Origin of the sequence: Streptomyces sp. NPDC002588, from assembly GCF_040295925.1 — a bacterium.
Classification (GTDB): Bacteria; Actinomycetota; Actinomycetes; order Streptomycetales; family Streptomycetaceae; genus Streptomyces.
In genome coordinates, this window is record NZ_JBEOWF010000031.1 from 95365 (window position 1) to 116933 (window position 21569).

The window sequence follows — 21569 nt, forward strand, 5'->3', positions numbered from 1 at the left end:
GGAAGGAGCGCCGGTCACGGATGGTGGACGTCCCACTTCCCCGAGCCGGTGGGCGAGGCGCTCGCGGCCGGCCGGTCCGCCGCGCAGTCCGCGGCGGGCTCCCGCGGGCCGAGCAGCCGGTACGCGCCGATCCGCCCGGTCGCGAACCGCACGTCTCCGTCCGGCGAGCTCCGCGGCAGTTCCGCGCCGGTCAGGGGCGCGCCCGCGTACACCGCGACCAGGACGCCGACGCAGGCGGCCTCCCGTCCGGCGGGAAGGCCCGAGGGGAAGCCGACGGTGCGGGTCCTGCCGCCGTCCGTGGCCAGCCGGTAGCGCATGACGGAGGACGTCTCCGTGCCCGCCGTCGTCGTCGTGAGGGTCCAGAACTCGACCTGCACCGCGAGCGGCTCGCACAGCGGCCGGGCATCGCCCGTGCGCGGTGTCCGGACGGTGACGGACGCGTCCTCGTACGACGGGTCGGTCCCGCCGGCCGTGCCGCTGAAGGTCACCGCGCTTCGCAGCCACCCCGCCTGTTCCCGTCCCGACCAGTGGCCGTCGGCCCGGCAGCCGCCGGTCTGCGCGTCCGGGGAGGCCTTCGAGCAGCCGGCGGTGAACAGCGCGAGAGCCGCCGCGCACGCCGTCAGGGCTCCGGGGCGCAGGCGGGTCCGGGTGTTGTGCATGGTCTCCCTCGATCGGAACGGGGCGGGTCGGGCGGCGAGCAGTCTGGTGCGGCCCCGCCCGCGCCGGGGGCGTCGAGGGCCCGCTGTGTCCGTCCCGTGATCATGGAGACGGCGAGACGCCCTGCGGACGGCCCGCCGTCCGTCTCGTACCGAAGGTCCCGAGGCGTCCGCCGGAAGACGGTTTGCCGATCGGATGGTCCATGTTCGGCGATTCGTAGCCGAATTCGCCAAACAGTTGAGCGATTGTCGTCCACTCTTCACGATTTCCCTGTCAAGTGCCCGACGCCCAGGCCTCGGGCCCCAGCGCTGCAGAAGCGAGTCCAGCATGGTGCGTGTCCGTGCGTCCCTGTCCCAGCTGCCCGCCTATGTCCCGGGCCGCAAACCGCCCGGGTCCGTCGTGCTGGCGAGCAACGAGTCCCCCTACGGCCTGCTGCCCGGGGTGGCCGACACCCTCGCGGAAGCCGCCGGCGGTGTGTCGCGGTACCCCGATCTGCACGCCGCCTCGCTCGTCGAGGCGCTGGCGGCGCACCACGGGGTCGAGCCGGAGCGGATCGCGGTGGGCGCCGGCTCCTCCGAGGTGTGCGGGCAGTTGCTGCACACGGTCGTGGGGCCCGGTGACGAGGTCGTCTTCGGCTGGCGGTCGTTCGAGGCGTACCCGATCCTCACCGCCGTGGCGGGCGGTACGGCGGTGCGGGTGCCCCTGCGCGACCACGCCCTCGATCTCGACGCCATGGCCGCGGCGGTCACCGACCGGACCCGGCTGGTCTTCGTGTGCAACCCCAACAACCCGACGTCCACGGCGGTCGGAGCGCGGGCTCTGACGGAGTTCGCGGACCGGGTGCCGCGCCACGTGCTGATCGTGGTCGACGAGGCGTACCGGGAGTACGCCGACCCCGCAGTGGTCCCCGACGGTCTGGCCCTGCTCGGGGACCGGCCGAACGTGGCGGTGCTGCGGACCTTCTCGAAGGCGTACGGCCTGGCGGGACTGCGTGTCGGCTACTGTGTCGCGCCCCCCGGGATCGCCGCGCACGTGCGCCGGACGCAGGTCCCTTTCAGTGTGAGCGCGCTCGCCGAGCGGGCCGCCGTCGTCGCCCTCGGCGAGCGCGCGGAGGTCGCCCGGCGGGCCGCTCTCACGGTCGCCGAACGCGACCGGGTCACCGGGCGGTTGCGGGCGCTGGGCCACGAGGTGCCCGACTCCCAGGCCAACTTCGTCTGGCTGCCGCTGGGCGGCGACACCGGGGACTTCGCCCTGCACTGCGCGGACGGGAAGGTCATGGTCCGTCCGTTCCTCGGCGAGGGGGTGCGGGTGACGATCGGGCTGCCGGAGGAGAACGACGCCCTGCTCGCGCTCGCGGCGAGCCGGAGAGGCTGACGGCCATGCGCCCCGGTCCCTACGAGCGCCACCGCGAACTGCTGCAGAGCGTGGTGCGCGCGATCGCCGCCGGCGAGTGCCGCCGCCCCTTCACCGAGGCGACCGGTCAGGACGCGGCCGACGCGGGCATGAGATCGACCCGCACGGCGGGGAAGGTGTTCCGTTCGCTGCTGGGGCGGTCTTTCGACCTGGGGCAGCCCGGTGAGCTCGGCCGGGTGCGCACGGAGTCGTCGCCGTACGGCGTCCCGCTGGCCATCTCCTACCCGCGCTGCGATCCCGCGGAACTGGTCGCGGCGGCCGGGCGGGCCGCGGCCGGCTGGCGGACGGCCGGGCCGTACCAGCGCGCCGGGGTGGCCGTGGAGATCCTGCGCCGGCTGAACACCCGCAGTCACGAGCTGGCCCTCGCGGTGCACCACACCACCGGTCAGCCCCTCCAGGCGGCTTTCCGCGCGGCCGGTCCGCGCGCCCAGGACCGTGCCCTGGAAGCCGTGGCGCAGGCCTTCGCCGAGTCGGAACGGGTCCCGGCCGACCTGCGCTGGGAGAGCGCCGAACGGGGTGGGCGGACGCTCGCGCTGCGGGGCACCTGCACCCTGGTGCCGCGCGGGGTGTCCCTGCTCGTCGGCTGTCCCGACTTCCCGCTGTGGAACGGCTATCCGGGGCTGTTCGCCAGCCTGGTGACCGGCAATCCGGTCGTCGTGGCCCCGCATCCGCGCTCGGTGCTGCCGCTGGCGATCACGGTGCGGGTCGCCCGGCAGGTGCTCGCGGAGGCCGGTCACTCCCCTGACCTCGTGACGCTGGCGGTGGCGGAGCCGGAGCGGCAGGTGCACCGGCGGCTGGCCACGGACCCGGCGGTGCGCATCGTCGACTTCACGGGCTCCGCGCGCTTCGCCGACTGGCTGGAGCAGCACGCCCGGCAGGCGGCGGTGTTCGCCAACCGGACCGGGCTGAACACGGTGGTGGTGGACTCGACCGACGACTACCGGGGCCTGGTGCGGGGTCTCGCCCTCTCCTCGTGCCGGTGCAACGGCACGGTGCGCACCACACCGCAGAACATCCTGGTGCCCGAAGGGGGCTTCCCCACCGACGAGGGGCACCGGACGCTGCGGGATCTGGGGGCCGACGTCGGCGACGCCGTGGACCGGCTGCTCGGACATCCCGTCCGCGCGGCGCGGGTGCTGGGGGCGGTCACCGCCGGCGAGGTCCGCGACGCCCTGGCGGAGGCCGCGCGTCACGGCCCGGTCCTGCACGCCTCCGGATCCGTGCCCCACCCCGACCATCCGGCTGCCGACCTGCGCAGCCCGCTGCTGGTGCGGCTGCGCGCCTCGGACGAGCGGGTCTACACGCGCGAGTGGCCCGGGGCGATCTCGTTCCTGGTGGGCACCGACTCGACCTCGCAGAGTCTGGCGCTGCTGCGGCACACGGTGGCGCGGCACGGCGCGCTGTACGCCTCGGTGCACTCCACCGACCCGCTGGTGCTGGCGGCCGCCGAGACGGCGGCGCTGGACGCCGGGGTACATCTGGTGGAGAACCTCGACGACCTGCCCGCCGACCCGTCCTCGGCGCTCGCGGACCTGCCGGGCGGGGGTGCCCATTTCATCACCGGACGGTTCCGGGTGGTGCGCTCGCGCAGGCACGCGCCGCAGGTGGCGGCCGCCGAGCTGATCAACGTGTGACCGCCCCGGTCCGTCCTCGGCGGGTCCTCAGTCCGTCCAGGTGGCGCCGCGCCCCCGCACCTCGTCGAAGACGAGCCAGGTGCGGGTGGAGCGCACGCCCGGCACCCCCTGGATGCTCTCCAGGACGACCCTGCGCAGCGCCAGGTTGTCCGGTGCGCGCACCAGCACCAGGACGTCGAAGTCGCCCGTCACCAGGGCGACATGCTCCACGTAGGGGATCGCCCGCAGTTCGCGCGAGATGTCCCGCCAGGCGTTCTGGTCGATGCTCATCGTGACGTAGGCGCTCGTGCCCAGCCCGGCCCGCTGGGCGTTGAGCTGTGCGGTGAATCCGGTGATGACGTCCTCGGCCACGAGCCGGCCGATGCGCGTGTAGGCGTTGGCCCGGGAGATGTGCACCTGCTCGGCGAGGGCGCGGACCGAGATCCGGCCGTCCTCGAGGAGCCGGCTGAGGATCTGCCGGTCGATGTCGTCGAGCGGGACGGCAGTTCGTCCGGCCGGCACCCCCGGCAGCGAGATTTCCTCGGACACTTTGCCCTCCCTGACCTTTCACACCGGCAGTTCATCGCCGATATGGCCGAGCTATTGAACACATATTCCGCTATGGCCACCATTCTCCTGTCAAGTGTCCAGAGAAAGCGAGTGCCCTCCATGTCTGTGAAGAGCCTCCGCCAGACGGTGCAGGGTCTCCTGCCGTCCCTGACGCCGGTGCGGTTCGTGGCCGAGGACGGCGCCCCCGTCGCGAGGCCGCCGGCCGACTACGCCGAGCCCCCGGTCGATGCCCTGCGCGAGGCCTGGCGGCGGATGGTCCTGGGCCGCCGGTTCGACACCCAGGCGACCGCTCTCACCAAGCAGGGCCGTCTCGCCGTCTACCCGTCCAGCCGCGGCCAGGAGGCCTGCCAGATCGGCGCCGTGCTCGCGCTGCGCCCCGACGACTGGCTGTTCCCGACCTACCGCGACTGCGTCGCCCTGGTGACCCGGGGCCTCGACCCGGTCGAGGTGCTGACGCTGCTGCGCGGCGACTGGCACTGCGGCTACGACCCCGCCGCCACCCGGGTCGCCCCGCAGTGCACCCCGCTGGCCACCCAGGTGCTGCACGCGACCGGCATGGCCGAGTCCCTGCGCCGCACGGGCGGGGACGGCGTGGCGATGGCACTCGTCGGGGACGGGGCGACCAGCGAGGGCGACTTCCATGAGGCGCTGAACTTCGCGGCCGTGTTCCGGTCGCCGGTCGTGTTCTTCGTGCAGAACAACAAGTACGCGATCTCGGTGCCGCTGGCCCGGCAGACCGCGGCGCCCGCACTCGCCTACAAGGGCATCGGCTACGGAGTGCGCTCCGAGCAGGTCGACGGCAACGACCTGGTCGCCGTGCTGGCGGTGCTGAACGCGGCCGTCGGGCACGCCCGCGCCGGGCACGGTCCCGTCCTGGTCGAGGCGCACACCTACCGCATGGACGCGCACACCAACGCCGACGACGCCACCCGCTACCGGGAGGAGGACGAGGTCGAACAGTGGCGGGCCGCCGACCCGGTGGACCGGCTGGAGACCTACCTGCGCTCGCGCGGCGCGCTCACCGACGGGGACGTGGTGTCCCTGCGGGAGGAGGCCGAGGAGCTGGCGGCCCGGGTGCGTGCCGGCCTGAATGCGGACTCCGCGGCGGACCCGCTGGAGCTGTTCGACCACGTCTACGCCGAGCCGACCCCGCAACTGCGCGAGCAACGTGCCCAGTTGGCGGCCGAGCTCGCCGAAACCACCCAGGCCCAGGAGGACTGACGACCATGGCCAAGGTCACGATGGCGCAGGCACTGAACACCGCCCTGCGCGACGCGCTGGACGAGGACGGACGGGTCCTCGTCTTCGGGGAGGACGTCGGGCCGCTCGGCGGGGTGTTCCGCATCACCGACGGGCTGACCCGCGACTTCGGCGAGCAGCGCTGCTTCGACACCCCGCTGGCGGAGGCCGGCATCGTCGGGCTCGCGGTCGGCATGGCGATGGGCGGGTTCCGGCCCGTGGTGGAGATGCAGTTCGACGCCTTCGCGTATCCGGCGTTCGAGCAGATCGCCTCGCACGTCGCCAAGACGCGCAACCGCACCCGCGGACGCGTCGGCCTGCCGATGGTGATCCGGGTGCCCTACGCCGGCGGCATCGGCGGAGTGGAGCACCACTGCGACTCCAGCGAGGCCTACTACGCCCACACGCCCGGCCTGAAGGTGGTCACCCCGGCCACCGCCGAGGACGCGTACTGGCTGCTGCGGGACGCGGTGGCGGACCCCGATCCGGTGGTCTTCCTCGAGCCGAAGAAGCTGTACTGGTCGCGCGAGGACACCGACCTCGGGACGCGCGGGGCACTTCCGTTCGGGCGGGCGGCGATCCGGCGGGCGGGGCGTGACGCCACCGTCGTCGCCTACGGCCCGTCGGTGCCGGTGGCCCTGGCCGCGGCCGAGGCCGCCGCCGGGGACGGGATCGAACTGGAGGTCGTGGACCTGCGGACGCTGGTCCCCTTCGACGACGAGACCGTCACCGAGTCGGTGCGCAGGACCGGCCGGTGCGTGGTCGTCCAGGAGGCGCAGGGCTTCGCCGGGGTCGGCGCGGAGATCGCCGCCCGGGTGCAGGAGCGCTGCTTCCACTCGCTGGCCGCGCCCGTGCTGCGGGTGTCCGGCTTCGACATCCCGTATCCGCCGCCGAAGCTGGAGCACGCGCACCTGCCCGGCGTCGACCGGATCCTCGACGCCGTCGACCGGCTGCAGTTCGCGGACGAGCCCGACACCCGGCACCTGTCGAAGGGAGCGGCCGCATGACCACCGTGACGCCGGCCGATCAGTTGTTCCGGCTGCCCGACCTCGGCGAGGGGCTGACCGAGGCGGAGATCGTCGAATGGAAGGTCGCCGTCGGCGACACCGTGACGATCGACCAGATCGTGGTCGAGGTGGAGACCGCCAAGGCCGCGGTCGAGGTGCCGGTGCCGTACGCGGGCACGGTGCTGCGGCTGCACGCGGAGGCGGGCACGGCCCTGGCTGTGGGGGAACCGCTGATCACGGTGGGAGCGGGCGGGCCGGAGCCGGCCGCCGAGCGGTACCGCGAGGAGGAGCAGGCCGGCTCCGGCAACGTGCTGATCGGCTACGGCACCGGGCACGATCCGGCACCTCGCCGTCGCCGCCGACGCACCACCGCCCCGGTGGCGGCCGCGCACCCGCCGGTGGCCGAGGAGCACGCGCCCCGCGTCATCTCACCGCTGGTGCGAAGGCTGGCGAGGGACCACGGGATCGACCTCACCGCGCTGGCGCCGACCGGTCCCGCCGGGGTCGTTCTGCGGCGGGATGTGGAACGGGCCGTGGTCGGCAACACGCCGGAACCCGCCCCGGTCATCGTCTCGGACGGCCCCGTGCGCATCCCCCTGCGCGGTGTCCGCAAGGCCGTCGCCGACAAGCTCTCCCGCAGCCGCACGGAGATCCCCGACGCCACGACCTGGGTCGACGTGGACGCGACCGGACTCCTGCAGGCCAAGAAGGCTCTCGAGGCCGCCGAACCCGGCCGCCGTGTCGGACTGCTGGCCCTGTTCGCCCGGATCTGTGTCGCCGGTCTGCGCCGCCACCCCGAGCTGAACTCGTCGGTGGACACCGAACGCCGGGAGATCCTGCGCCACGACGAGGTGCACCTCGGCTTCGCCGCCCAGACCGACCGCGGCCTGGTCGTCCCCGTCGTCCGCGACGCCCACCGTCTGACGACGGTCCAACTGGCCGCGGAACTGGCCCGGTCGACCGAGCTCGCCCGGACCGGAAGCCTGCCGCCCGACCGGCTGACCGGGGGCACCTTCACCCTCAACAACTACGGCGTGTTCGGCGTGGACGGCTCCACGCCGATCATCAACCACCCGGAGGCGGCGCTCCTCGGCGTCGGCCGCATCGTCGACAAACCCTGGGTGGTGGACGGCACGCTCACCGTCCGCAAGGTCACGCAGCTGTCGCTCAGCTTCGACCACCGCGTCTGCGACGGCGGCACCGCCGGCGGCTTCCTGCGCTTCGTGGCCGACTGCGTGGAACGCCCGGCGATCCTGCTCGCCGACGTCTGACGAGCCCGCGCTTCCCCCGCCCCGCGCCGCGGCGCACCACACCCGTAAACCGACCGAACGTTCGGCCTGGAGTCCTCATGTCAACCTTCCACGCCCGCCACGCGGACCTGCTCGAACAGGCCGTGGCCCGCACCGCCGACCGCGGCCACTGGACGCCCTACCCAGAAATCCCGAGCGCCTCCGGGTACGGCGCCGGAGCGCCCGAGGCGGGCGAGGCGGCCTTCCGCGGCCTCCTCGACCGCCCCTTCCGGCTCGACGGACACCCGACGACCGGCACCGTCCCGGCCGCGGAGGTGTCGCCGTACGGCTTCCCGCTCGGGATCCGCTATCCGCATCTGGCGCCCGAGGCCGCCGTGGCGACGGCCCGGTCGGCGGCCCCTGCCTGGCGTTCCGCGAGCCCCGACGTCCGGGCGGGCGTGGCGGCCGAGATCCTGGCCCGGCTGAACGCGGCGAGCTTCGAGATCGCGCACGCCGTCCAGCACACCACCGGCCAGCCCTTCGTGATGGCCTTCCAGGCGGGCGGCCCGCACGCCCAGGACCGTGGTCTGGAAGCGGTGGCGTACGCCTGGGAGGCGCAGCGGCGCCATCCGGCCACCGCGCGCTGGACCAAACCCCGGCGCCGGGGCGGCCCGCTGGTCATGGACAAGACGTACACGCCGGTCGGCCGGGGCGTGGCCGTACTGGTCGCCTGCAACACCTTCCCCACCTGGAACGGCTATCCGGGGCTCTTCGCGAGTCTGGTCACCGGCAACCCGGTGATCGTCAAACCGCACCGGCGGGCCGTGCTGCCGCTGGCGATCACCGTGCGGATCGCACGGGAGGTACTGGCGGAGGCCGGTTTCGACCCGGACGTGGTGCTGCTGGCCGCCTCACGCCCGGAGGAACGCACGGCCCCTGCCCTGGCCACCCACCCGGACGTGCGGATCGTGGACTTCACCGGTTCCAGCGAGTTCGGCGACTGGCTGGAGACCAACGCCCGCCAGGCCGTCGTGCACACGGAGAAGGCGGGGCTCAACACGGTCGTCGTGGACTCCACGGACGACTACGCCGGCCTGCTGCGCAACCTCGCCTTCTCACTGTCGCTCTACAGCGGGCAGATGTGCACCACGCCGCAGAACATCCTGGTCCCCCGCGACGGGTTCCCCACCGACCGGGGCCCGCGCACGGCGGAGGAGTTCGCCGCCGACCTGGGCCGCGCGCTGGACGACCTGCTGGCCGACCCGGCCCGGGCCGCCGCCACGCTGGGGGCGGTCGTGAACGGCGGAGTCCTCGCGCGTCTGGAGGAGGCGGCCGCCCTGGGCCGTACCGCCCATCCCTCGCGGGCCGTGGCGCACCCCGACCATCCGGACGCCGTGGTGCGCACCCCGCTGGTGGCCCTGCTCGACGCGGAGGCCGACGAGAAGACCTACACGAGCGAGTGGTTCGGGCCGGTCTCCTTCGTCATCGCCACCGATGACACCGCGCACTCCCTGCGCGTCCTGCACGACACCGTACGGCGCCACGGCGCGCTCACCGCCGGTGTGTACGCGACCGGCGAGGACGTGCTCGGGGCGGCACGGGCGACGGCCCTGGACGCGGGCGTGCACCTCTCGGAGAACCTGACCGGCGAGGTGTTCCCCAACCAGTCGGCCGCCTTCAGCGACTTCCACGGCACCGCGGCCAACCCGGCCGCGAACGCGACCCTGACCGACCCGGCGTTCGTCACCGGCCGCTTCTCGGTCCTGCAGTCCCGCCGCCACGCACCCGCCGAGGAGAACCTCCATGTCTGACGAGGTCTATCTGATCGACGGCGCCCGCACCCCGCTCGGCCGCCACCGCGGCGCCCTGGCCGCCGTACGCCCCGACGACCTGGCCGCCCTCGTCGTCCGCGAGGCGGTGGCGCGCTCCGGGGTCCCGGGCGAGGCCGTCGACGAGGTGGTCCTCGGCGCCGCCAACCAGGCCGGCGAGGACAACCGCAACGTGGCCCGGATGGCGGCCCTGCTGGCCGGGCTGCCGGACACGGTGCCCGGACACACCGTCAACCGGCTGTGCGCGTCGGGACTGACGGCCGTGGCGTCCGCCGCCCACACGATCCGCGCGGGCGAGGCCGACCTGGTCGTGGCCGGCGGGGTGGAGTCGATGACCCGCGCCCCCTGGGTCATGGCCAAGCCCGGCACCCCCTGGGCCCGGCCGGGCGAGGTGCACGACACCCCCCTCGGCTGGCGGTTCACCAACCCGCGCTTCTCCGCCGGCACCACCCTGTCGATGGGCGAGACCGCCGAGGAACTCGCCGCCCTGGACGGCATCACCCGCCTGGAGGCGGACGCCTTCGCGCTGCGCAGCCACCAGCGGGCCGTGGCCGCCCAGCAGGCGGGCCGCCTCGACCGGGAGATCGTCCCGGTGCCGGTGAAGGACGGCGAGGTCTCCCGGGACGAGGGCCCCCGGCCCTCCACCTCCCTGGAGCAGCTGGGCCGGCTGCGCACCTCCTTCCGCGGCGACGGGATCGTCACCGCGGGCAACTCCTCGCCGCTGTCCGACGGGGCGGCGGCCCTGGTGGTGGCGAGCGGGGCGGCCGTCGACCGGTACGGCCTCACGCCACGGGCCCGGGTCGTCACCGCCGCCTCGGCCGGGGTCGAACCCCGCCTGATGGGGCTCGGTCCCGTCCCGGCCACCGGCAAGGCGCTGGACAGGGCGGGCTGGAGCGTCGGCGACCTGGACGCGGTCGAACTCAACGAGGCCTTCGGCTCCCAGGCGCTGTCGGTGATCCGCAGGCTCGCGCTCGACGAGGACCGCGTCAACGCCGACGGCGGCGCCATCGCCCTCGGCCACCCGCTGGGCTGCTCCGGCGCCCGCATCGTGCTCACCCTGCTCGGCCGGCTGGAACGCGAGAACGGCCACCGCGGCCTGGCGACCATGTGCGTGGGTGTGGGCATGGGCGTGTCACTGCTGGTGGAGCGGCTGTGAGCGCCTCGTGCACCACCCTCCTCGTCGAGGAGCACGCGGACCGCCTCGTCGTCACCCTGCGCCGGCCCGAGGCCCGCAATGCCATCGACGCCCGCATGATCGCCGAACTGCACGACGTCTGCGCCGAGTTGGAGCGCGACCCGCGCCTGCTGCTGCTCACCGGCCACGGCGGGGTCTTCGCCGGCGGCGCCGACATCGCAGAACTCCGCGCCCGGCGCCGGGAGGACGCCCTCCACGGCATCAACAGCCGCCTGTTCGAGCGGGTGCGCAGGCTGCCGCTGCCCACCGTGGCCGCCGTGCCGGGCTGGGCGCTGGGCGGCGGCGCCGAGCTGGCGTACGCCTGCGACCTCAGGATCGCCGGTCCCGACGCGGTGTTCGGCAACCCCGAACCGGGGTTGGGCATCCTCGCCGCCGCCGGTGCGTGCTGGCGGCTGCGCGAACTGGTGGGCGAGTCGGTGGCCAAGCAGGTCCTGCTCGCCGGGCGCCGCCTCGACGCCGGGGCCGCGCTCCGCTGCGGGCTCGTCCTGGACGTCGTACCGGCGGACCGGCTGCTCGGCGAGGCACACGCGCTGCTCGACCGGATGGCCCGGTCCTCGGCGCTCGCCCTGCGGCTCACCAAGCTCGTCACGGATTCCGCCGGGGCCCATCCGGTGGCCGACGACCTCGCCCAGGCCGTGCTTTTCGAGGCACCCGACAAGGAGGAACGCATGACGCGCTTCCTGGAGAAGAAGGGAGACCGGACATGAACCCGGCTTCGGCACCGCCCGCCGTGGTGGGGGTGATCGGCGGCGGCCGAATGGGGGCCGGTGTCGCGCAGTCCTTCGCGGCCGCCGGCTCACGCGTGGTCGTCGTGGAGCGCGACGGCTCCGCGGCGGCCGCCGCGCTGGAACGGATCGCGGCGGGACTGCGGCGGGCGGCCGAGCACGGGACGCCCGCCCGGCCGTCGGAGCTCGGCGTGCCGGACCGGGTGACCGTCGTGCCGGCGATCGCCGAACTGCCCCACGACGCCGATCTCGTCGTCGAGGCGGTCCCCGAGAACGCGGCTCTCAAGGCCGAGGTGCTCGCCGCCGCCGAGCAGGCGGTGCACGACGGATGCGTGCTGGCCAGCAACACCAGCTCGCTGTCCGTCACCGAACTCGCGGCGGCCCTCAGGCTGCCCGGCCGTTTCCTGGGGATGCACTTCTTCAACCCCGTGCCCGTCTCCGCCCTCGTCGAACTGGTCCTGGCCCCCGACACCGGCGCGGCGGCCCTCGGCGCGGCGATCCGCTGGACGCACGCCCTCGGCAAAGAGGACGTCGTCGTCCAGGACTCACCCGGGTTCGCCAGCAGCCGCCTCGGCCTCGCCCTCGGTCTCGAGGCGATCCGCATGGCCGAGGAGGGCGTCGCCGATCCGGAGGCCATCGACACGGCCATGCGCCTCGGCTACCGCCATCCGATGGGGCCGCTGCGCCTGACCGACGTGGTGGGACTCGACGTACGGCTCGCCATCGCGGAGCACCTGCACGCGACGCTCGGCGAGCGGTTCGCGCCACCACGGCTGCTGCGGGAGAAGGTCGCCCGCGGCGAGCTGGGCCGCAAGACCGGTCAGGGGTTCTACCGATGGCGGTGAGCGGCAGCAGCGCACGAACAGCAGTCGGCGAACACTCCACGCCGTCCGGCGTGACATCCGCGAAAGGAGCACCGTGAAAGGCGCACCCACCTCCATGAACACGTCCGTCTTCGAGGACACCATCGCCCGGGACCAACGCGTCGAGCCCCGGGACTGGATGCCCGACGCCTACCGGGCCACACTCGTCCGGCAGATCGCCCAGCACGCCCACTCCGAGGTCATCGGCATGCAGCCGGAGGGCGAGTGGATCACCAGGGCGCCCTCGCTGCGCCGAAAGGCGATCCTGTTCGCCAAGGTGCAGGACGAGGCCGGGCACGGGCTGTACCTCTACTCGGCGGCCGAGACGCTCGGCGCGGACCGCACACAGCTCACCGAACAGCTGATAGACGGCCGGCAGAAGTACTCCTCGATCTTCAACTACCCGACCCGCACCTTCGCCGACGTCGGCGTGATCGGCTGGTTCGTGGACGGCGCGGCCATCTGCAACCAGGTCCCGCTGTGCCGCACCTCGTACGGTCCCTACGGCCGTGCCATGGTCCGCGTCTGCAAGGAGGAGTCCTTCCACCAGCGGCAGGGCTACGAACTGCTGCTGACCATGATGCGCGGCACCGCCGCACAGCGGGAGATGGTGCAGGACGCGGTGGACCGCTGGTGGTGGCCGTCCCTGATGATGTTCGGGCCGCCCGACGACGACTCCCCCAACTCGGCGCGGTCCATGGCCTGGAAGATCAAGCGGCACTCCAACGACGTCCTGCGGCAGCGCTTCGTCGACATGACCGTCCCGCAGGCCGAGAAGCTGGGCGTGACCCTGCCCGACCCGGAGCTGCGGTGGAACGAGGAACGTGGCCACCACGACTTCGGCGCCCCCGACTGGGACGAGCTGAAGCGGGTCGTCGCCGGCGACGGACCGTGCAACGCCGAGCGGATCGCCCGCCGCCGGGCCGCCCACGAGGAGGGCGCGTGGGTACGGCGGGCCGCGTCGGCGCACGCCGCGAAGCGGGCCGGCCGGCTGCGGGAAGGAGCCGCGGCATGACCGCCGACAAGCGGGGATGGCCGCTGTACGAGGTGTTCGTGCGCGGCAGGCGGGGGCTCAGCCACGTCCATGTCGGCTCCCTGCGCGCCGCCGACGACGAGATGGCCCTGCTGCACGCCCGGGACCTCTACACCCGGCGGGGCGAGGGCGTGAGCATCTGGGCCGTGCGCTCGGACGCCGTCGCAGCCTCCGCGCCCGACGAGAAGGACCCCTTCTTCGCGCCCAGTGGCGACAAGGTCTACCGGCACCCCACCTTCTACGACATCCCCGACGACGTCCCGCACATCTAGGAGCAGCGCATGAGAGACGAGGACCTGTACGCCGACCACGCCGAAGGCGACAGCGCGCGCTGGGCGTTCGGCACCGGGTTCACCGACCCGCTGCACGGTGTCGGCCGGACGGTGCCCGACGGGGTCGACGCGGAGGAACTGGCCGCCTGCTGTGTGGCGCTCGGCGACGACGCGCTGGTGTCGGCGCAGCGGCTGGCCGAGTGGTGCACCCGGGCCCCGGAGCTGGAGGAGGAACTGGCGCTGGCCAACATCGGTCTCGACCTCCTCGGGCAGGCCCGGCTGCTGTACGCCAGGGCGGGCCGGGCCGACGGCACGGGCCGCGGCGAGGACGCCTACGCCTACTTCCGCGACCCGGTGGACTTCCGCAACGTGCGCCTCGCCGAACTTCCGGGCGGCGACTTCGCGTTCACCGTCGTGCGGCTGCTGGTGCTCTCGGTGTGGCGGCTGGCGGTGTGCGAGGCGCTCACCGCGGCGGCCGATCCGGTGCTGGCCGCGATCGCGGCGAAGAGCGTCAAGGAGCTGGCCTACCACCGCCGTTGGGCCGCGGAGTGGACGCTGCGGCTCGGTGACGGCACGGCCGAGTCGGGCCTGCGTACGGCGGCCGCGTGGGACACCGTCGCGCCCTGGCTGGACGAACTGCTGACCGACGGCGTGGCGAGGTGCTTCGGCGCCGATCCCGCCGCCGTCGCCGCCCGTACCCGGGACGAACTGTCCGCGGTGCTCGCCGAGGCCCGGCTGGACGGGTCCGGTGTCCCGGCGCCGGCCGTCCCGGGCTCGGGCCGCGGCGGGGACCACACCCCGCATCTGGCGCCCCTGCTCAGCGAGTTGCAGAGTGTCGCCCGCGCCCACCCGGACGCGTCGTGGTGACCGCGCTCGAGGATGCCCTGCGCATCGCCGCCGAGGTCCCCGACCCCGAACTGCCGATGCTGACGCTCGCCGACCTCGGGGTGCTGCACGGCGTCGAGGTGACACCGGACGGAACCGTCGTCGCACGGCTCACCCCGACGTACTCGGGCTGCCCGGCCGTGGCCGAGATGCGTGCCGAGGTGGCGGCCCGGCTGCGCGCGGCCGGCTTCCCCGGGGTGCGGGTGATCACGGTGCTCGACCCGCCGTGGTCCACCGACCGGATCACCGCCGAGGGCCGCCGCAAGCTGACGGAGCACGGCATCGCACCGCCGGGACCGCGCGGCGCGCCGGATCCGGCGGCGGGCCCGGTCTGGCTGAGCCTCACGACCGCGCCGGCCGAGGTCCCCTGCCCGCGCTGTGCCTCCGCCGACACCGAGGAGGTCTCCCGCTTCGCCGCCACGGCCTGTACGGCACTTCGCCGCTGTCGCACCTGTCTGGAGCCGTTTCCCCACGTCAAGGACCTGCCATGACCCTGCCCCCCGTTCGGTCCCGCCGCCGCCCGGCCTTCCACTCCCTTCGGGTGTCGGCCGTGGAATCGCTGTGCGCCGACGCCGCCGCGCTCACCTTCGACGTCCCCGGCCGGCTGGCCGACGCGTTCGCGTTCCGGCCCGGTCAGTGCCTCACCGTGCGCCGCGAGATCGACGGCCGTGACGAGCGCCGGTCGTACTCGATCTGCTCACCGGCCGGAACCGCGCCGCGCATCGGTGTCCGGGTGGTGCCGGGCGGGCTGTTCTCCTCCTGGCTCGTGCACGGCGTGCGCCCCGGGGACGTCCTGCAGGTCATGGCCCCGGCCGGGGCGTTCACCCCGGATCCGGCCGGCGACGGCGGTTTCGGCCACCAGGTGCTCGTCGCCGCCGGGTCCGGGATCACTCCGATGCTGTCCATCGCCGCGTCCGTGCTCGCCGCGGACGAGTCCGCACGTGTCACCCTGCTGTACGGCAACCGGCGCGCCGGCACCGTGATGTTCGCGGACGAACTCGCCGACCTGAAGGACCGCCACCCCGCCAGTTTCCAGCTCGCCCATGTGCTGTCCCGTGAGCCGCGCGAGGCCGAGCTGCTCTCCGGCCGTCTCGACAGCGGGCGGCTCACCGCGCTGCTGGACGCCCTCCTCGACGTACGCGAGGTCTCCCACTGGTGGCTGTGCGGCCCGCACGGCATGGTGCGCGACGCCCGTGTGCTCCTCGCCGGACTCGGCGTGCCCGCGGACCGCGTCCACCAGGAACTGTTCCACGCGGACGAGGAACCGCCCGCCACGCCCGCGTCCGACCCCGACGACGCCACCGGCGGGGCCCCGGCGAGCGAGGTCACCGTGGTCCTCGACGGGCGGGCGACGACGTTCGCCGCGCCGCGCCACCGCAGCATCCTCGACGGTGCCCAACAGGCCCGCCCGGACCTCCCGTTCGCCTGCAAGGGCGGCGTGTGCGGAACCTGCCGGGCCCTCGTCACCGACGGCGACGCCGACATGCGCCGCAACTACGCACTGGAACCTGCGGAGGTCTCCGCCGGTTACGTCCTGACCTGCCAGACCTACGCCGCCTCCGACACCCTCACCGTCGACTTCGACGCGTGATGTCCTGTGCGGCCCGGACGGCCGTTCAAAGCCATCCGGTCGCCGGCCAGACGGCGGCCGCCGCCGCGAGCAGGAGCGTGACGTTGAGGGCTATCCGGCGGTCCCCGAGCCTGAGGTGGGCCCCGCTCGCGCCGATCTGCAGAAGCACGAAACCTATGACCGCGGCCAGGGCCAGGCCGGGCGCGAGGCCGGTCAGGGGCGGCAGGACGAGACCGAACGCGCCGAGCACCTCGAGCAGCCCGATGGCCCTGACGGCCGGCATCGGCGTGCGCTCCACCCAGGCCATCATCGGCAGGAGCTGCTCGCGGGTCCGGATCACCTTGATACCGCCGCTGTAGACGTAGAAGAGGGCGAGGAGGGCGGCGATGATCCAGTAGGCGACGGTCATGACGTCCGTCCGTACTCGGTGGCGGGCTCGGTGGCGTAGCGGCCCATCGTCCGGAGGCCTGCCTGCGGGATGGATTCCCGTCCGCCGGCGATCATGTCGCGCAGGTCACGGAAGTACTGCACGTACAGGTCGGGGGTGAACGTGGTGAGCATGACGGCGGGTTGGTCGCTCACGTTGGCGAAGGTGTGCGGTGCGCCGGGCGGGACCATCACGAGCGTGCCCGCGACCGCGTCGTACGACCGGTGCCCGACCGTGAACCGGACGGTGCCGGAGACGACGTAGAAGCCCTCGTCGTGCTGGGCGTGGCGGTGCTGCGGCGGGCCGTCCGTGTGCGGGGCGAGGACGGTCTCGCCGATTCCGAGCCGGTGGCCCGTGGTGCTGCCGTCCTCGAGGATGCGCAGTCGGGTGGTGCCCAGCAGGATCGTCTCGCCCCCGCCCGGACCGACCACCGACACGGCCGGGTCGGCAGCAGCGGCTTCGCTGGTCATCGGTTCGTCTGTCATGCTCCGATTTCAACGGCCGGGCGCGGGGGCGGTCCAGGACCGATTAGGTGCAGCCGATACCGTGCGGGTATCTTCGCCGATCATGGAGCTGCGCACGCTGCGCTATTTCGTTGCCGTGGCCGAGGAACTCCACTTCGGACGGGCCGCCACCCGGCTGCACATGACCCAGCCTCCGCTGAGCCGGGCGATCAAGCAGTTGGAGACCGACGTCGGTGCCGCGCTGCTGCGCCGCTCGGCCGCCGGCGTGACGCTCACCCCGGCCGGAGCCGTGCTGCTGGACGAGGCGCGCGCCCTGCTCGACCAGGCCGACCGGGCACGCGCACGGGTCGCCGCGGCGGCCGGGGACGCCTCCCTCACCGTCGGCATCCTGGGAGACAGCACCGATCCGGCCGTGAAACGGCTGGCCGCCGCCCACCGCCGACGGCATCCGGGCGTCGAGGTGCGCATCCGTGAGACCGATCTGACCGATCCGACCTGCGGGCTGCGTGCCGGACTCGTCGATGTCGCCCTGACCCGGGGGCCGTTCGACGAGACGGGCCTGGCGGTGTGCGAACTGCAGGCCGACCCGGTCGGCGCGGTGCTGCGCGCCGACGATCCGCTGGCCCGCCACGACAGCCTGAGTCTGGCCGACCTGGCCGGCCGGCGCTGGTTCCAGTTCCCGGAGGGCACCGATCCGCTCTGGCAGGCGTACTGGAACGGCGGCGAGCCCCGCGAGGGGCCGGTGGTCCGTGCCGTCCAGGAGTGCCTCCAGGCCGTGCTCTGGAACGGCACGGTCGGACTGACGCCGCTCGGGCACGACCGGCCCATGGGGCTGACCGTCGTACCGCTGGTCGACATGGCGCCGAGCCGTGTGGTCCTCGTGTGGAACAAGGCGGACACGAACCCCGTGCTCCGCTCGTTCGTCCGGATCGCGACGGCGGTCTACCGCGGCTGAGCGGGCCGGGGAGAGACGGCGCACCTGCCGGTGGATTCCGTCATCGGCCGAACCCCGGCGGGGTGACGGCCGTTCGGGCCGCGTGCCGCGCTGGTTCCGGTTGAAGGGCACGGAAACACGGTGTCGGTCGGCCGTCGTGCCGTGGAATCATCGTCGGCCGGGCCGTTACGGATCTCGGTGAGGGCGGTGAGCGGGCGTGGTGGCCGGCTGGGAGTGGGACGACAGCTTGTTCGCCGGCAGTGCCGGCTACTACGAGCGGGGGCGGCTGCCGTACGCCCCCGGGCTGGTGGACGTGCTCGCCGGGGCACTGGGGCTCGACGGGCACGGGCGTCTGATCGACGTGGGCTGCGGGCCGGGCACCCTCGCCCTGAGGCTCGCGCATCTCTTCGACGAGATCGTCTGCGTGGACCCGGACGAAGGGATGATCGCCGAGGCCGCACGCGGCGCCGCGGAACGGGGGCTGAGCGGGAAGGCACGGTTCGTGCGGGCCCGGGCCGAGGAACTGCCCTCGGGACTGGGCACGTTCACCGTCGCGACCTTCGGCCAGTCCTTCCACTGGATGGACCGCGACCTGGTGGCGGCGACCGTGCGGGGCATGCTCCGGCCCGGCGGAGCCTGGGTGCAGGTCTCGGACCTGCAGACGGAGACCCTGACCGTCGACGGCCTTCAGCACCCGGCGGTGCCCCACGCCGCCGTCGAGGACCTGGTGCGGCGGTACCTCGGACCGGTACGGCGAGCAGGCCGCGGCACCCTTCCGCAGGGCACACCCGGCAACGAGGCCGCGGTGCTCGCCCGGGCGGGGTTCTCCGGTCCGCAGCGCCATGTCGTTCCCGGCGGACAGGCCCTGGACCGCACGGCCGACGACGTCGTCGCCTGGGTCTTCTCCATGTCGTACTCGGCCCCGCACCTGTTCGGTTCCCGTCGCGACGACTTCGAGGCGGACCTGCGCGGGCTGCTGCGGGACGCCTCCGCGTCGGGTGTGTTCTCCGAACGCCGGCCGAGCACCGAGGTGTTCGTCTGGCGGTAGGACCAGAGCGCCGGGCAGAGGCAGGTCACCCGTCGCATCCTCCGACCGGCCCCGCCGAGTTTCGCAAGCTACTTGCGTTTCTTGCGCTATTCTTGCGCGCATGGCGCGACGACTTGCGGAAGTGGCGAAGAAGGTCGGGGTCAGCGAGGCCACGGTCAGCCGGGTGCTCAACGGCAAGTCCGGAGTCTCCGAGGCCACCCGGCAGGCGGTGCTCTCCGCCCTGGACGTCCTCGGCTACGAGCGGCCCACCCAGCTGCGCGGCGAACGCGCCCGGCTCGTGGGCCTGGTCCTGCCCGAGTTGCAGAACCCCATCTTCCCCGCGTTCGCCGAGGTCATCGGCGGGTCGCTGGCCCAGCTCGGACTCACACCGGTGCTGTGCACCCAGACCAAGGGCGGGGTCTCGGAGGCCGACTACGTCGCACTCCTCCTCCAGCAGCAGGTGTCGGGCGTCGTCTTCGCCGGCGGCCTGTACGCGCAGGCCGACGCGCCCCACGACCACTACCGGCTGCTGGCCGACCGCAACATCCCGGTAGTGCTGGTCAACGCGGCCATCGAGCACCTGGGCCTGCCCGGGGTGTCCTGCGACGACACGGTCGCCGTCGAGCAGGCCTGGCGCCATCTGACCTCCCTCGGGCACGAGCGCATCGGCCTCGTGCTGGGCCCCGGCGACCATGTGCCCTCGGCGCGGAAGCTGGCCGCCGCGCAGGCCCTGGCCGGCCCGCTGCCCGAGGAGCACGTCGCCCGCGCCATGTTCTCCGTCGAGGGCGGTCACGCGGCCGCCGCCCGGCTGATCGACCGCGGGGTCACGGGGTTCGTCTGCGCAAGCGACCCGATCGCGCTGGGCGTCGTACGGGCCGCCCGGCGCAAGGGGCTCGACGTGCCGTCGGAGATCTCCGTGGTCGGCTACGACGACTCCGCGCTGATGAACTGCACCGAACCCCCGCTCACCACCGTCCGCCAGCCCATCGAGGCCATGGGCCGGGCCGCCGTGGAACTGCTGGCCGCGCAGATCGCGGGCCGTGCCGTCGCGGCCGACGAACTGCTCTTCGAGCCGGAGCTGGTGGTCCGCGGCTCCACGGCGCAAGCCCCTCGTCGCTGACACCCGGTCACCGGCATCCGGTCCACTGTCGAATAATTGCTAACTTCGCGCGACATCTTGCTCTGGGATGTCGGCGGTGCTTGAGTGTGCGACGCCCCACAGCTCATGCCCAGCACCCACTGCTCCTGCCCGGAGGGGTCCGCGATGTCCAGCACAGGGTTCCGCCATGCCTTCCTCGCGATCGGTGTCTGTTCCTCCCTCACCCTCACCGCCACCGCCTGCGGGTCGAACGAGGAGGCCGCCGACGGCAAGACCAGGATCACCGTCAACTGCGAACCGCCCAGGAGCGCCAGGACCGACCGGCGGTTCTTCGAGGAGGACGTGGCGTCCTTCGAGCAGCAGAACCCGGACATCGACGTCGTCGCGCACGACGCCTTCCCCTGCCAGGACCCGAAGACCTTCGACGCCAAACTCGCCGGCGGCCAGATGGAGGACGTGTTCTACACGTACTTCACCGACGCCCGGCACGTCGTGGACATCGGCCAGGCCGCCGATCTCACGCCGTATCTGAAGGAGCTCAAGGGCTACGACACGATCCGGAAGCAGCTGCGGGACATCTACACCGTCGACGGCAGGGTCTACGGCATCCCCCGCACCGGCTACTCCATGGGCCTGGTCTACAACCGCGAGCTCTTCGAGAAGGCCGGCCTGGATCCCGACAAGCCGCCGGCCACCTGGGAGGAGGTGCGGGCCGACGCCAGGCGGATCGCCGCGCTCGGCGACGGCACGGTCGGCTACGCGGACTACAGCGCCCAGAACCAGGGCGGCTGGCACTTCACCGCCGAGCTGTACGCGCAGGGCGGCGACGTCGTCTCGGCCGACGGTAAGAAGGCCACCGTGGACACCCCCGAGGGCCACGCGGTCCTGCAGAACCTGCACGACATGCGCTGGACCGACGACTCCATGGGCAGCAGGCAGCTCCTCGTCATCAACGACGTGCAGCAGATGATGGGGTCGGGCAAGCTCGGCATGTACCTCTCCGCCCCGGACAACATCCCGATCCTGGTCAAGGAGAAGGGCGGCGACTACAAGGACCTCGCCCTGGCCCCCATGCCCGGCGGCGAGGGCACCCTCGCAGGCGGCGACGGCTACATGTTCAACAAGAAGGACTCGCCGGCCGAGATCCGCGCCGGGCTGAAGTGGCTCGACTCGATGTTCCTCACCCCGGGCGACGGCTTCCTCGGCGACTACGCCCGGGCCAAGAAGAACGACGCGCCGGTCGGCCTGCCCGAGCCCCGTCTGTTCACCGGAGCCGCCGACGCCAAGGACCAGCAGGTCAAGAAGGCCAACGCCAATGTGCCGGTGGAGAACTACCAGGCCTTCCTGGACGGCAACCAGAGCCTTGAGATGAAGATCGAGCCGCCGAACGCCCAGCAGATCTACTCGGTTCTCGACGGGGTCGTCTCCGCCGTTCTGACCAAGAAGGACGCTGACATCGACCAGTTGCTGAAGGACGCGTCCGGCAAGATCGACGGCATTCTGGCCCGGAGCTGACAC

The 21569-nt window shown here is 73.2% G+C and carries 22 protein-coding genes; 18 read left to right on the forward strand and 4 right to left on the reverse strand.

The window, feature by feature from the left end; translation table 11 throughout:
• Positions 1 to 14: 14 nt before the first annotated feature.
• Positions 15 to 659: a hypothetical protein gene (locus ABT057_RS31235; RefSeq protein ID WP_352346988.1), complete on the reverse strand. Its 645-nt coding sequence runs from the start codon at positions 657 to 659 to the stop codon at positions 15 to 17.
• A 325-nt stretch (positions 660 to 984) separates the two neighbouring features.
• On the opposite strand from ABT057_RS31235, the gene ABT057_RS31240 reads away from it, so the two are divergent.
• Positions 985 to 2031 carry a histidinol-phosphate transaminase gene (locus ABT057_RS31240; RefSeq protein ID WP_352346989.1) on the forward strand — a complete coding sequence of 349 codons (1047 nt, stop codon included), beginning with the start codon at positions 985 to 987 and terminating at the stop codon, positions 2029 to 2031.
• A 5-nt stretch (positions 2032 to 2036) separates the two neighbouring features.
• Entirely contained in the window at positions 2037 to 3704 is a 1668-nt protein-coding gene (locus tag ABT057_RS31245) for an aldehyde dehydrogenase family protein (RefSeq protein WP_352346990.1), read from the forward strand.
• A gap of 27 nt (positions 3705 to 3731) precedes the next feature.
• Here the strand turns inward: ABT057_RS31245 and ABT057_RS31250 are convergent, their stop codons facing one another.
• Complete coding sequence (locus ABT057_RS31250) at positions 3732 to 4232, reverse strand: Lrp/AsnC family transcriptional regulator (protein WP_352346991.1); 501 nt, start codon at positions 4230 to 4232, stop codon at positions 3732 to 3734.
• Between the two features lie 120 nt (positions 4233 to 4352).
• Here ABT057_RS31250 and pdhA point away from each other — a divergent pair, with 120 nt between their 5' ends.
• From pdhA to paaE, 12 genes are all read left to right on the forward strand, one after another.
• The gene (pdhA, locus tag ABT057_RS31255; protein ID WP_352346992.1) at positions 4353 to 5474 is read left to right on the forward strand and encodes a pyruvate dehydrogenase (acetyl-transferring) E1 component subunit alpha; all 1122 of its coding nucleotides are present in this window, start codon (positions 4353 to 4355) and stop codon (positions 5472 to 5474) included.
• Between the two features lie 5 nt (positions 5475 to 5479).
• Complete coding sequence (locus ABT057_RS31260) at positions 5480 to 6499, forward strand: alpha-ketoacid dehydrogenase subunit beta (protein ID WP_352346993.1); 1020 nt, start codon at positions 5480 to 5482, stop codon at positions 6497 to 6499.
• A complete protein-coding gene (locus tag ABT057_RS31265; RefSeq protein ID WP_352346994.1) occupies positions 6496 to 7770 on the forward strand; it encodes a dihydrolipoamide acetyltransferase family protein in 1275 nt (424 codons plus the stop codon). Before ABT057_RS31260 ends, ABT057_RS31265 begins: the two co-directional genes overlap by 4 nt.
• A gap of 77 nt (positions 7771 to 7847) precedes the next feature.
• The gene (gene paaN, locus ABT057_RS31270) at positions 7848 to 9539 is read left to right on the forward strand and encodes a phenylacetic acid degradation protein PaaN (protein WP_352346995.1); all 1692 of its coding nucleotides are present in this window, start codon (positions 7848 to 7850) and stop codon (positions 9537 to 9539) included.
• On the forward strand, positions 9532 to 10713 hold the full coding sequence (locus tag ABT057_RS31275) for a thiolase family protein (RefSeq protein ID WP_352346996.1): 1182 nt from the start codon (positions 9532 to 9534) through the stop codon (positions 10711 to 10713). Before paaN ends, ABT057_RS31275 begins: the two co-directional genes overlap by 8 nt.
• The gene (locus ABT057_RS31280; protein ID WP_352346997.1) at positions 10710 to 11459 is read left to right on the forward strand and encodes an enoyl-CoA hydratase/isomerase family protein; all 750 of its coding nucleotides are present in this window, start codon (positions 10710 to 10712) and stop codon (positions 11457 to 11459) included. Before ABT057_RS31275 ends, ABT057_RS31280 begins: the two co-directional genes overlap by 4 nt.
• On the forward strand, positions 11456 to 12322 hold the full coding sequence (locus ABT057_RS31285; RefSeq protein ID WP_352346998.1) for a 3-hydroxyacyl-CoA dehydrogenase family protein: 867 nt from the start codon (positions 11456 to 11458) through the stop codon (positions 12320 to 12322). Before ABT057_RS31280 ends, ABT057_RS31285 begins: the two co-directional genes overlap by 4 nt.
• Before the next feature lie 94 nt (positions 12323 to 12416).
• The gene (paaA, locus tag ABT057_RS31290) at positions 12417 to 13355 is read left to right on the forward strand and encodes a 1,2-phenylacetyl-CoA epoxidase subunit PaaA (protein WP_352347023.1); all 939 of its coding nucleotides are present in this window, start codon (positions 12417 to 12419) and stop codon (positions 13353 to 13355) included.
• Positions 13352 to 13645, forward strand: a complete 294-nt coding sequence (gene paaB, locus ABT057_RS31295) for a 1,2-phenylacetyl-CoA epoxidase subunit PaaB (RefSeq protein ID WP_352346999.1) — start codon at positions 13352 to 13354, stop codon at positions 13643 to 13645. The genes paaA and paaB overlap by 4 nt, the downstream gene beginning before the upstream one ends.
• Before the next feature lie 9 nt (positions 13646 to 13654).
• Positions 13655 to 14512: a 1,2-phenylacetyl-CoA epoxidase subunit PaaC gene (gene paaC, locus ABT057_RS31300; protein ID WP_352347000.1), complete on the forward strand. Its 858-nt coding sequence runs from the start codon at positions 13655 to 13657 to the stop codon at positions 14510 to 14512.
• Positions 14506 to 15021, forward strand: a complete 516-nt coding sequence (gene paaD, locus ABT057_RS31305; RefSeq protein ID WP_352347001.1) for a 1,2-phenylacetyl-CoA epoxidase subunit PaaD — start codon at positions 14506 to 14508, stop codon at positions 15019 to 15021. The genes paaC and paaD overlap by 7 nt, the downstream gene beginning before the upstream one ends.
• Positions 15018 to 16121 (forward strand): 1,2-phenylacetyl-CoA epoxidase subunit PaaE, encoded by a 1104-nt coding sequence (paaE, locus tag ABT057_RS31310; protein WP_352347002.1) that lies wholly within the window; start codon positions 15018 to 15020, stop codon positions 16119 to 16121. Before paaD ends, paaE begins: the two co-directional genes overlap by 4 nt.
• A gap of 25 nt (positions 16122 to 16146) precedes the next feature.
• On the opposite strand, the gene ABT057_RS31315 is transcribed toward paaE, so the two are convergent.
• Together ABT057_RS31315 and ABT057_RS31320 are read right to left on the reverse strand one after the other, a co-directional pair.
• The gene (locus ABT057_RS31315; RefSeq protein ID WP_352347003.1) at positions 16147 to 16509 is read right to left on the reverse strand and encodes a DoxX family protein; all 363 of its coding nucleotides are present in this window, start codon (positions 16507 to 16509) and stop codon (positions 16147 to 16149) included.
• On the reverse strand, positions 16506 to 17012 hold the full coding sequence (locus tag ABT057_RS31320; protein ID WP_352347004.1) for a cupin domain-containing protein: 507 nt from the start codon (positions 17010 to 17012) through the stop codon (positions 16506 to 16508). Before ABT057_RS31320 ends, ABT057_RS31315 begins: the two co-directional genes overlap by 4 nt.
• Before the next feature lie 82 nt (positions 17013 to 17094).
• On the opposite strand from ABT057_RS31320, the gene ABT057_RS31325 reads away from it, so the two are divergent.
• The 4 genes from ABT057_RS31325 to ABT057_RS31340 all read left to right on the forward strand — a co-directional run bounded on the left by ABT057_RS31325 (position 17095) and on the right by ABT057_RS31340 (position 21566).
• On the forward strand, positions 17095 to 17946 hold the full coding sequence (locus ABT057_RS31325) for a LysR family transcriptional regulator (protein ID WP_352347005.1): 852 nt from the start codon (positions 17095 to 17097) through the stop codon (positions 17944 to 17946).
• A gap of 196 nt (positions 17947 to 18142) precedes the next feature.
• Positions 18143 to 18973: a class I SAM-dependent methyltransferase gene (locus ABT057_RS31330; RefSeq protein ID WP_352347006.1), complete on the forward strand. Its 831-nt coding sequence runs from the start codon at positions 18143 to 18145 to the stop codon at positions 18971 to 18973.
• 100 nt (positions 18974 to 19073) lie between these two features.
• Positions 19074 to 20072, forward strand: coding sequence for a LacI family DNA-binding transcriptional regulator (locus ABT057_RS31335; protein ID WP_352347007.1), 999 nt, complete (start codon positions 19074 to 19076; stop codon positions 20070 to 20072).
• 144 nt (positions 20073 to 20216) lie between these two features.
• Entirely contained in the window at positions 20217 to 21566 is a 1350-nt protein-coding gene (locus ABT057_RS31340; protein WP_352347008.1) for an ABC transporter substrate-binding protein, read from the forward strand.
• The last annotated feature ends 3 nt before the right edge of the window (positions 21567 to 21569 follow it).

What these genes read in the sequence shown, in the direction of transcription:
- ABT057_RS31335 (WP_352347007.1), top strand. Translation starts at nt 19,074, where the DNA reads ATGGCGCGACGACTTGCGGAAGTGGCGAAGAAGGTCGGGGTCAGCGAG.
- ABT057_RS31265 (WP_352346994.1), top strand. Translation starts at nt 6,496, where the DNA reads ATGACCACCGTGACGCCGGCCGATCAGTTGTTCCGGCTGCCCGACCTC.
- ABT057_RS31340 (WP_352347008.1), top strand. Translation starts at nt 20,217, where the DNA reads ATGTCCAGCACAGGGTTCCGCCATGCCTTCCTCGCGATCGGTGTCTGT.
- ABT057_RS31275 (WP_352346996.1), top strand. Translation starts at nt 9,532, where the DNA reads ATGTCTGACGAGGTCTATCTGATCGACGGCGCCCGCACCCCGCTCGGC.
- paaA (WP_352347023.1), top strand. Translation starts at nt 12,417, where the DNA reads ATGAACACGTCCGTCTTCGAGGACACCATCGCCCGGGACCAACGCGTC.
- paaC (WP_352347000.1), top strand. Translation starts at nt 13,655, where the DNA reads ATGAGAGACGAGGACCTGTACGCCGACCACGCCGAAGGCGACAGCGCG.
- paaE (WP_352347002.1), top strand. Translation starts at nt 15,018, where the DNA reads ATGACCCTGCCCCCCGTTCGGTCCCGCCGCCGCCCGGCCTTCCACTCC.
- ABT057_RS31320 (WP_352347004.1), bottom strand. Translation starts at nt 17,012, where the DNA reads ATGACAGACGAACCGATGACCAGCGAAGCCGCTGCTGCCGACCCGGCC.
- pdhA (WP_352346992.1), top strand. Translation starts at nt 4,353, where the DNA reads ATGTCTGTGAAGAGCCTCCGCCAGACGGTGCAGGGTCTCCTGCCGTCC.
- ABT057_RS31285 (WP_352346998.1), top strand. Translation starts at nt 11,456, where the DNA reads ATGAACCCGGCTTCGGCACCGCCCGCCGTGGTGGGGGTGATCGGCGGC.
- ABT057_RS31260 (WP_352346993.1), top strand. Translation starts at nt 5,480, where the DNA reads ATGGCCAAGGTCACGATGGCGCAGGCACTGAACACCGCCCTGCGCGAC.
- paaN (WP_352346995.1), top strand. Translation starts at nt 7,848, where the DNA reads ATGTCAACCTTCCACGCCCGCCACGCGGACCTGCTCGAACAGGCCGTG.
- ABT057_RS31325 (WP_352347005.1), top strand. Translation starts at nt 17,095, where the DNA reads ATGGAGCTGCGCACGCTGCGCTATTTCGTTGCCGTGGCCGAGGAACTC.
- ABT057_RS31240 (WP_352346989.1), top strand. Translation starts at nt 985, where the DNA reads ATGGTGCGTGTCCGTGCGTCCCTGTCCCAGCTGCCCGCCTATGTCCCG.
- ABT057_RS31315 (WP_352347003.1), bottom strand. Translation starts at nt 16,509, where the DNA reads ATGACCGTCGCCTACTGGATCATCGCCGCCCTCCTCGCCCTCTTCTAC.
- ABT057_RS31235 (WP_352346988.1), bottom strand. Translation starts at nt 659, where the DNA reads ATGCACAACACCCGGACCCGCCTGCGCCCCGGAGCCCTGACGGCGTGC.
- ABT057_RS31245 (WP_352346990.1), top strand. Translation starts at nt 2,037, where the DNA reads ATGCGCCCCGGTCCCTACGAGCGCCACCGCGAACTGCTGCAGAGCGTG.
- paaB (WP_352346999.1), top strand. Translation starts at nt 13,352, where the DNA reads ATGACCGCCGACAAGCGGGGATGGCCGCTGTACGAGGTGTTCGTGCGC.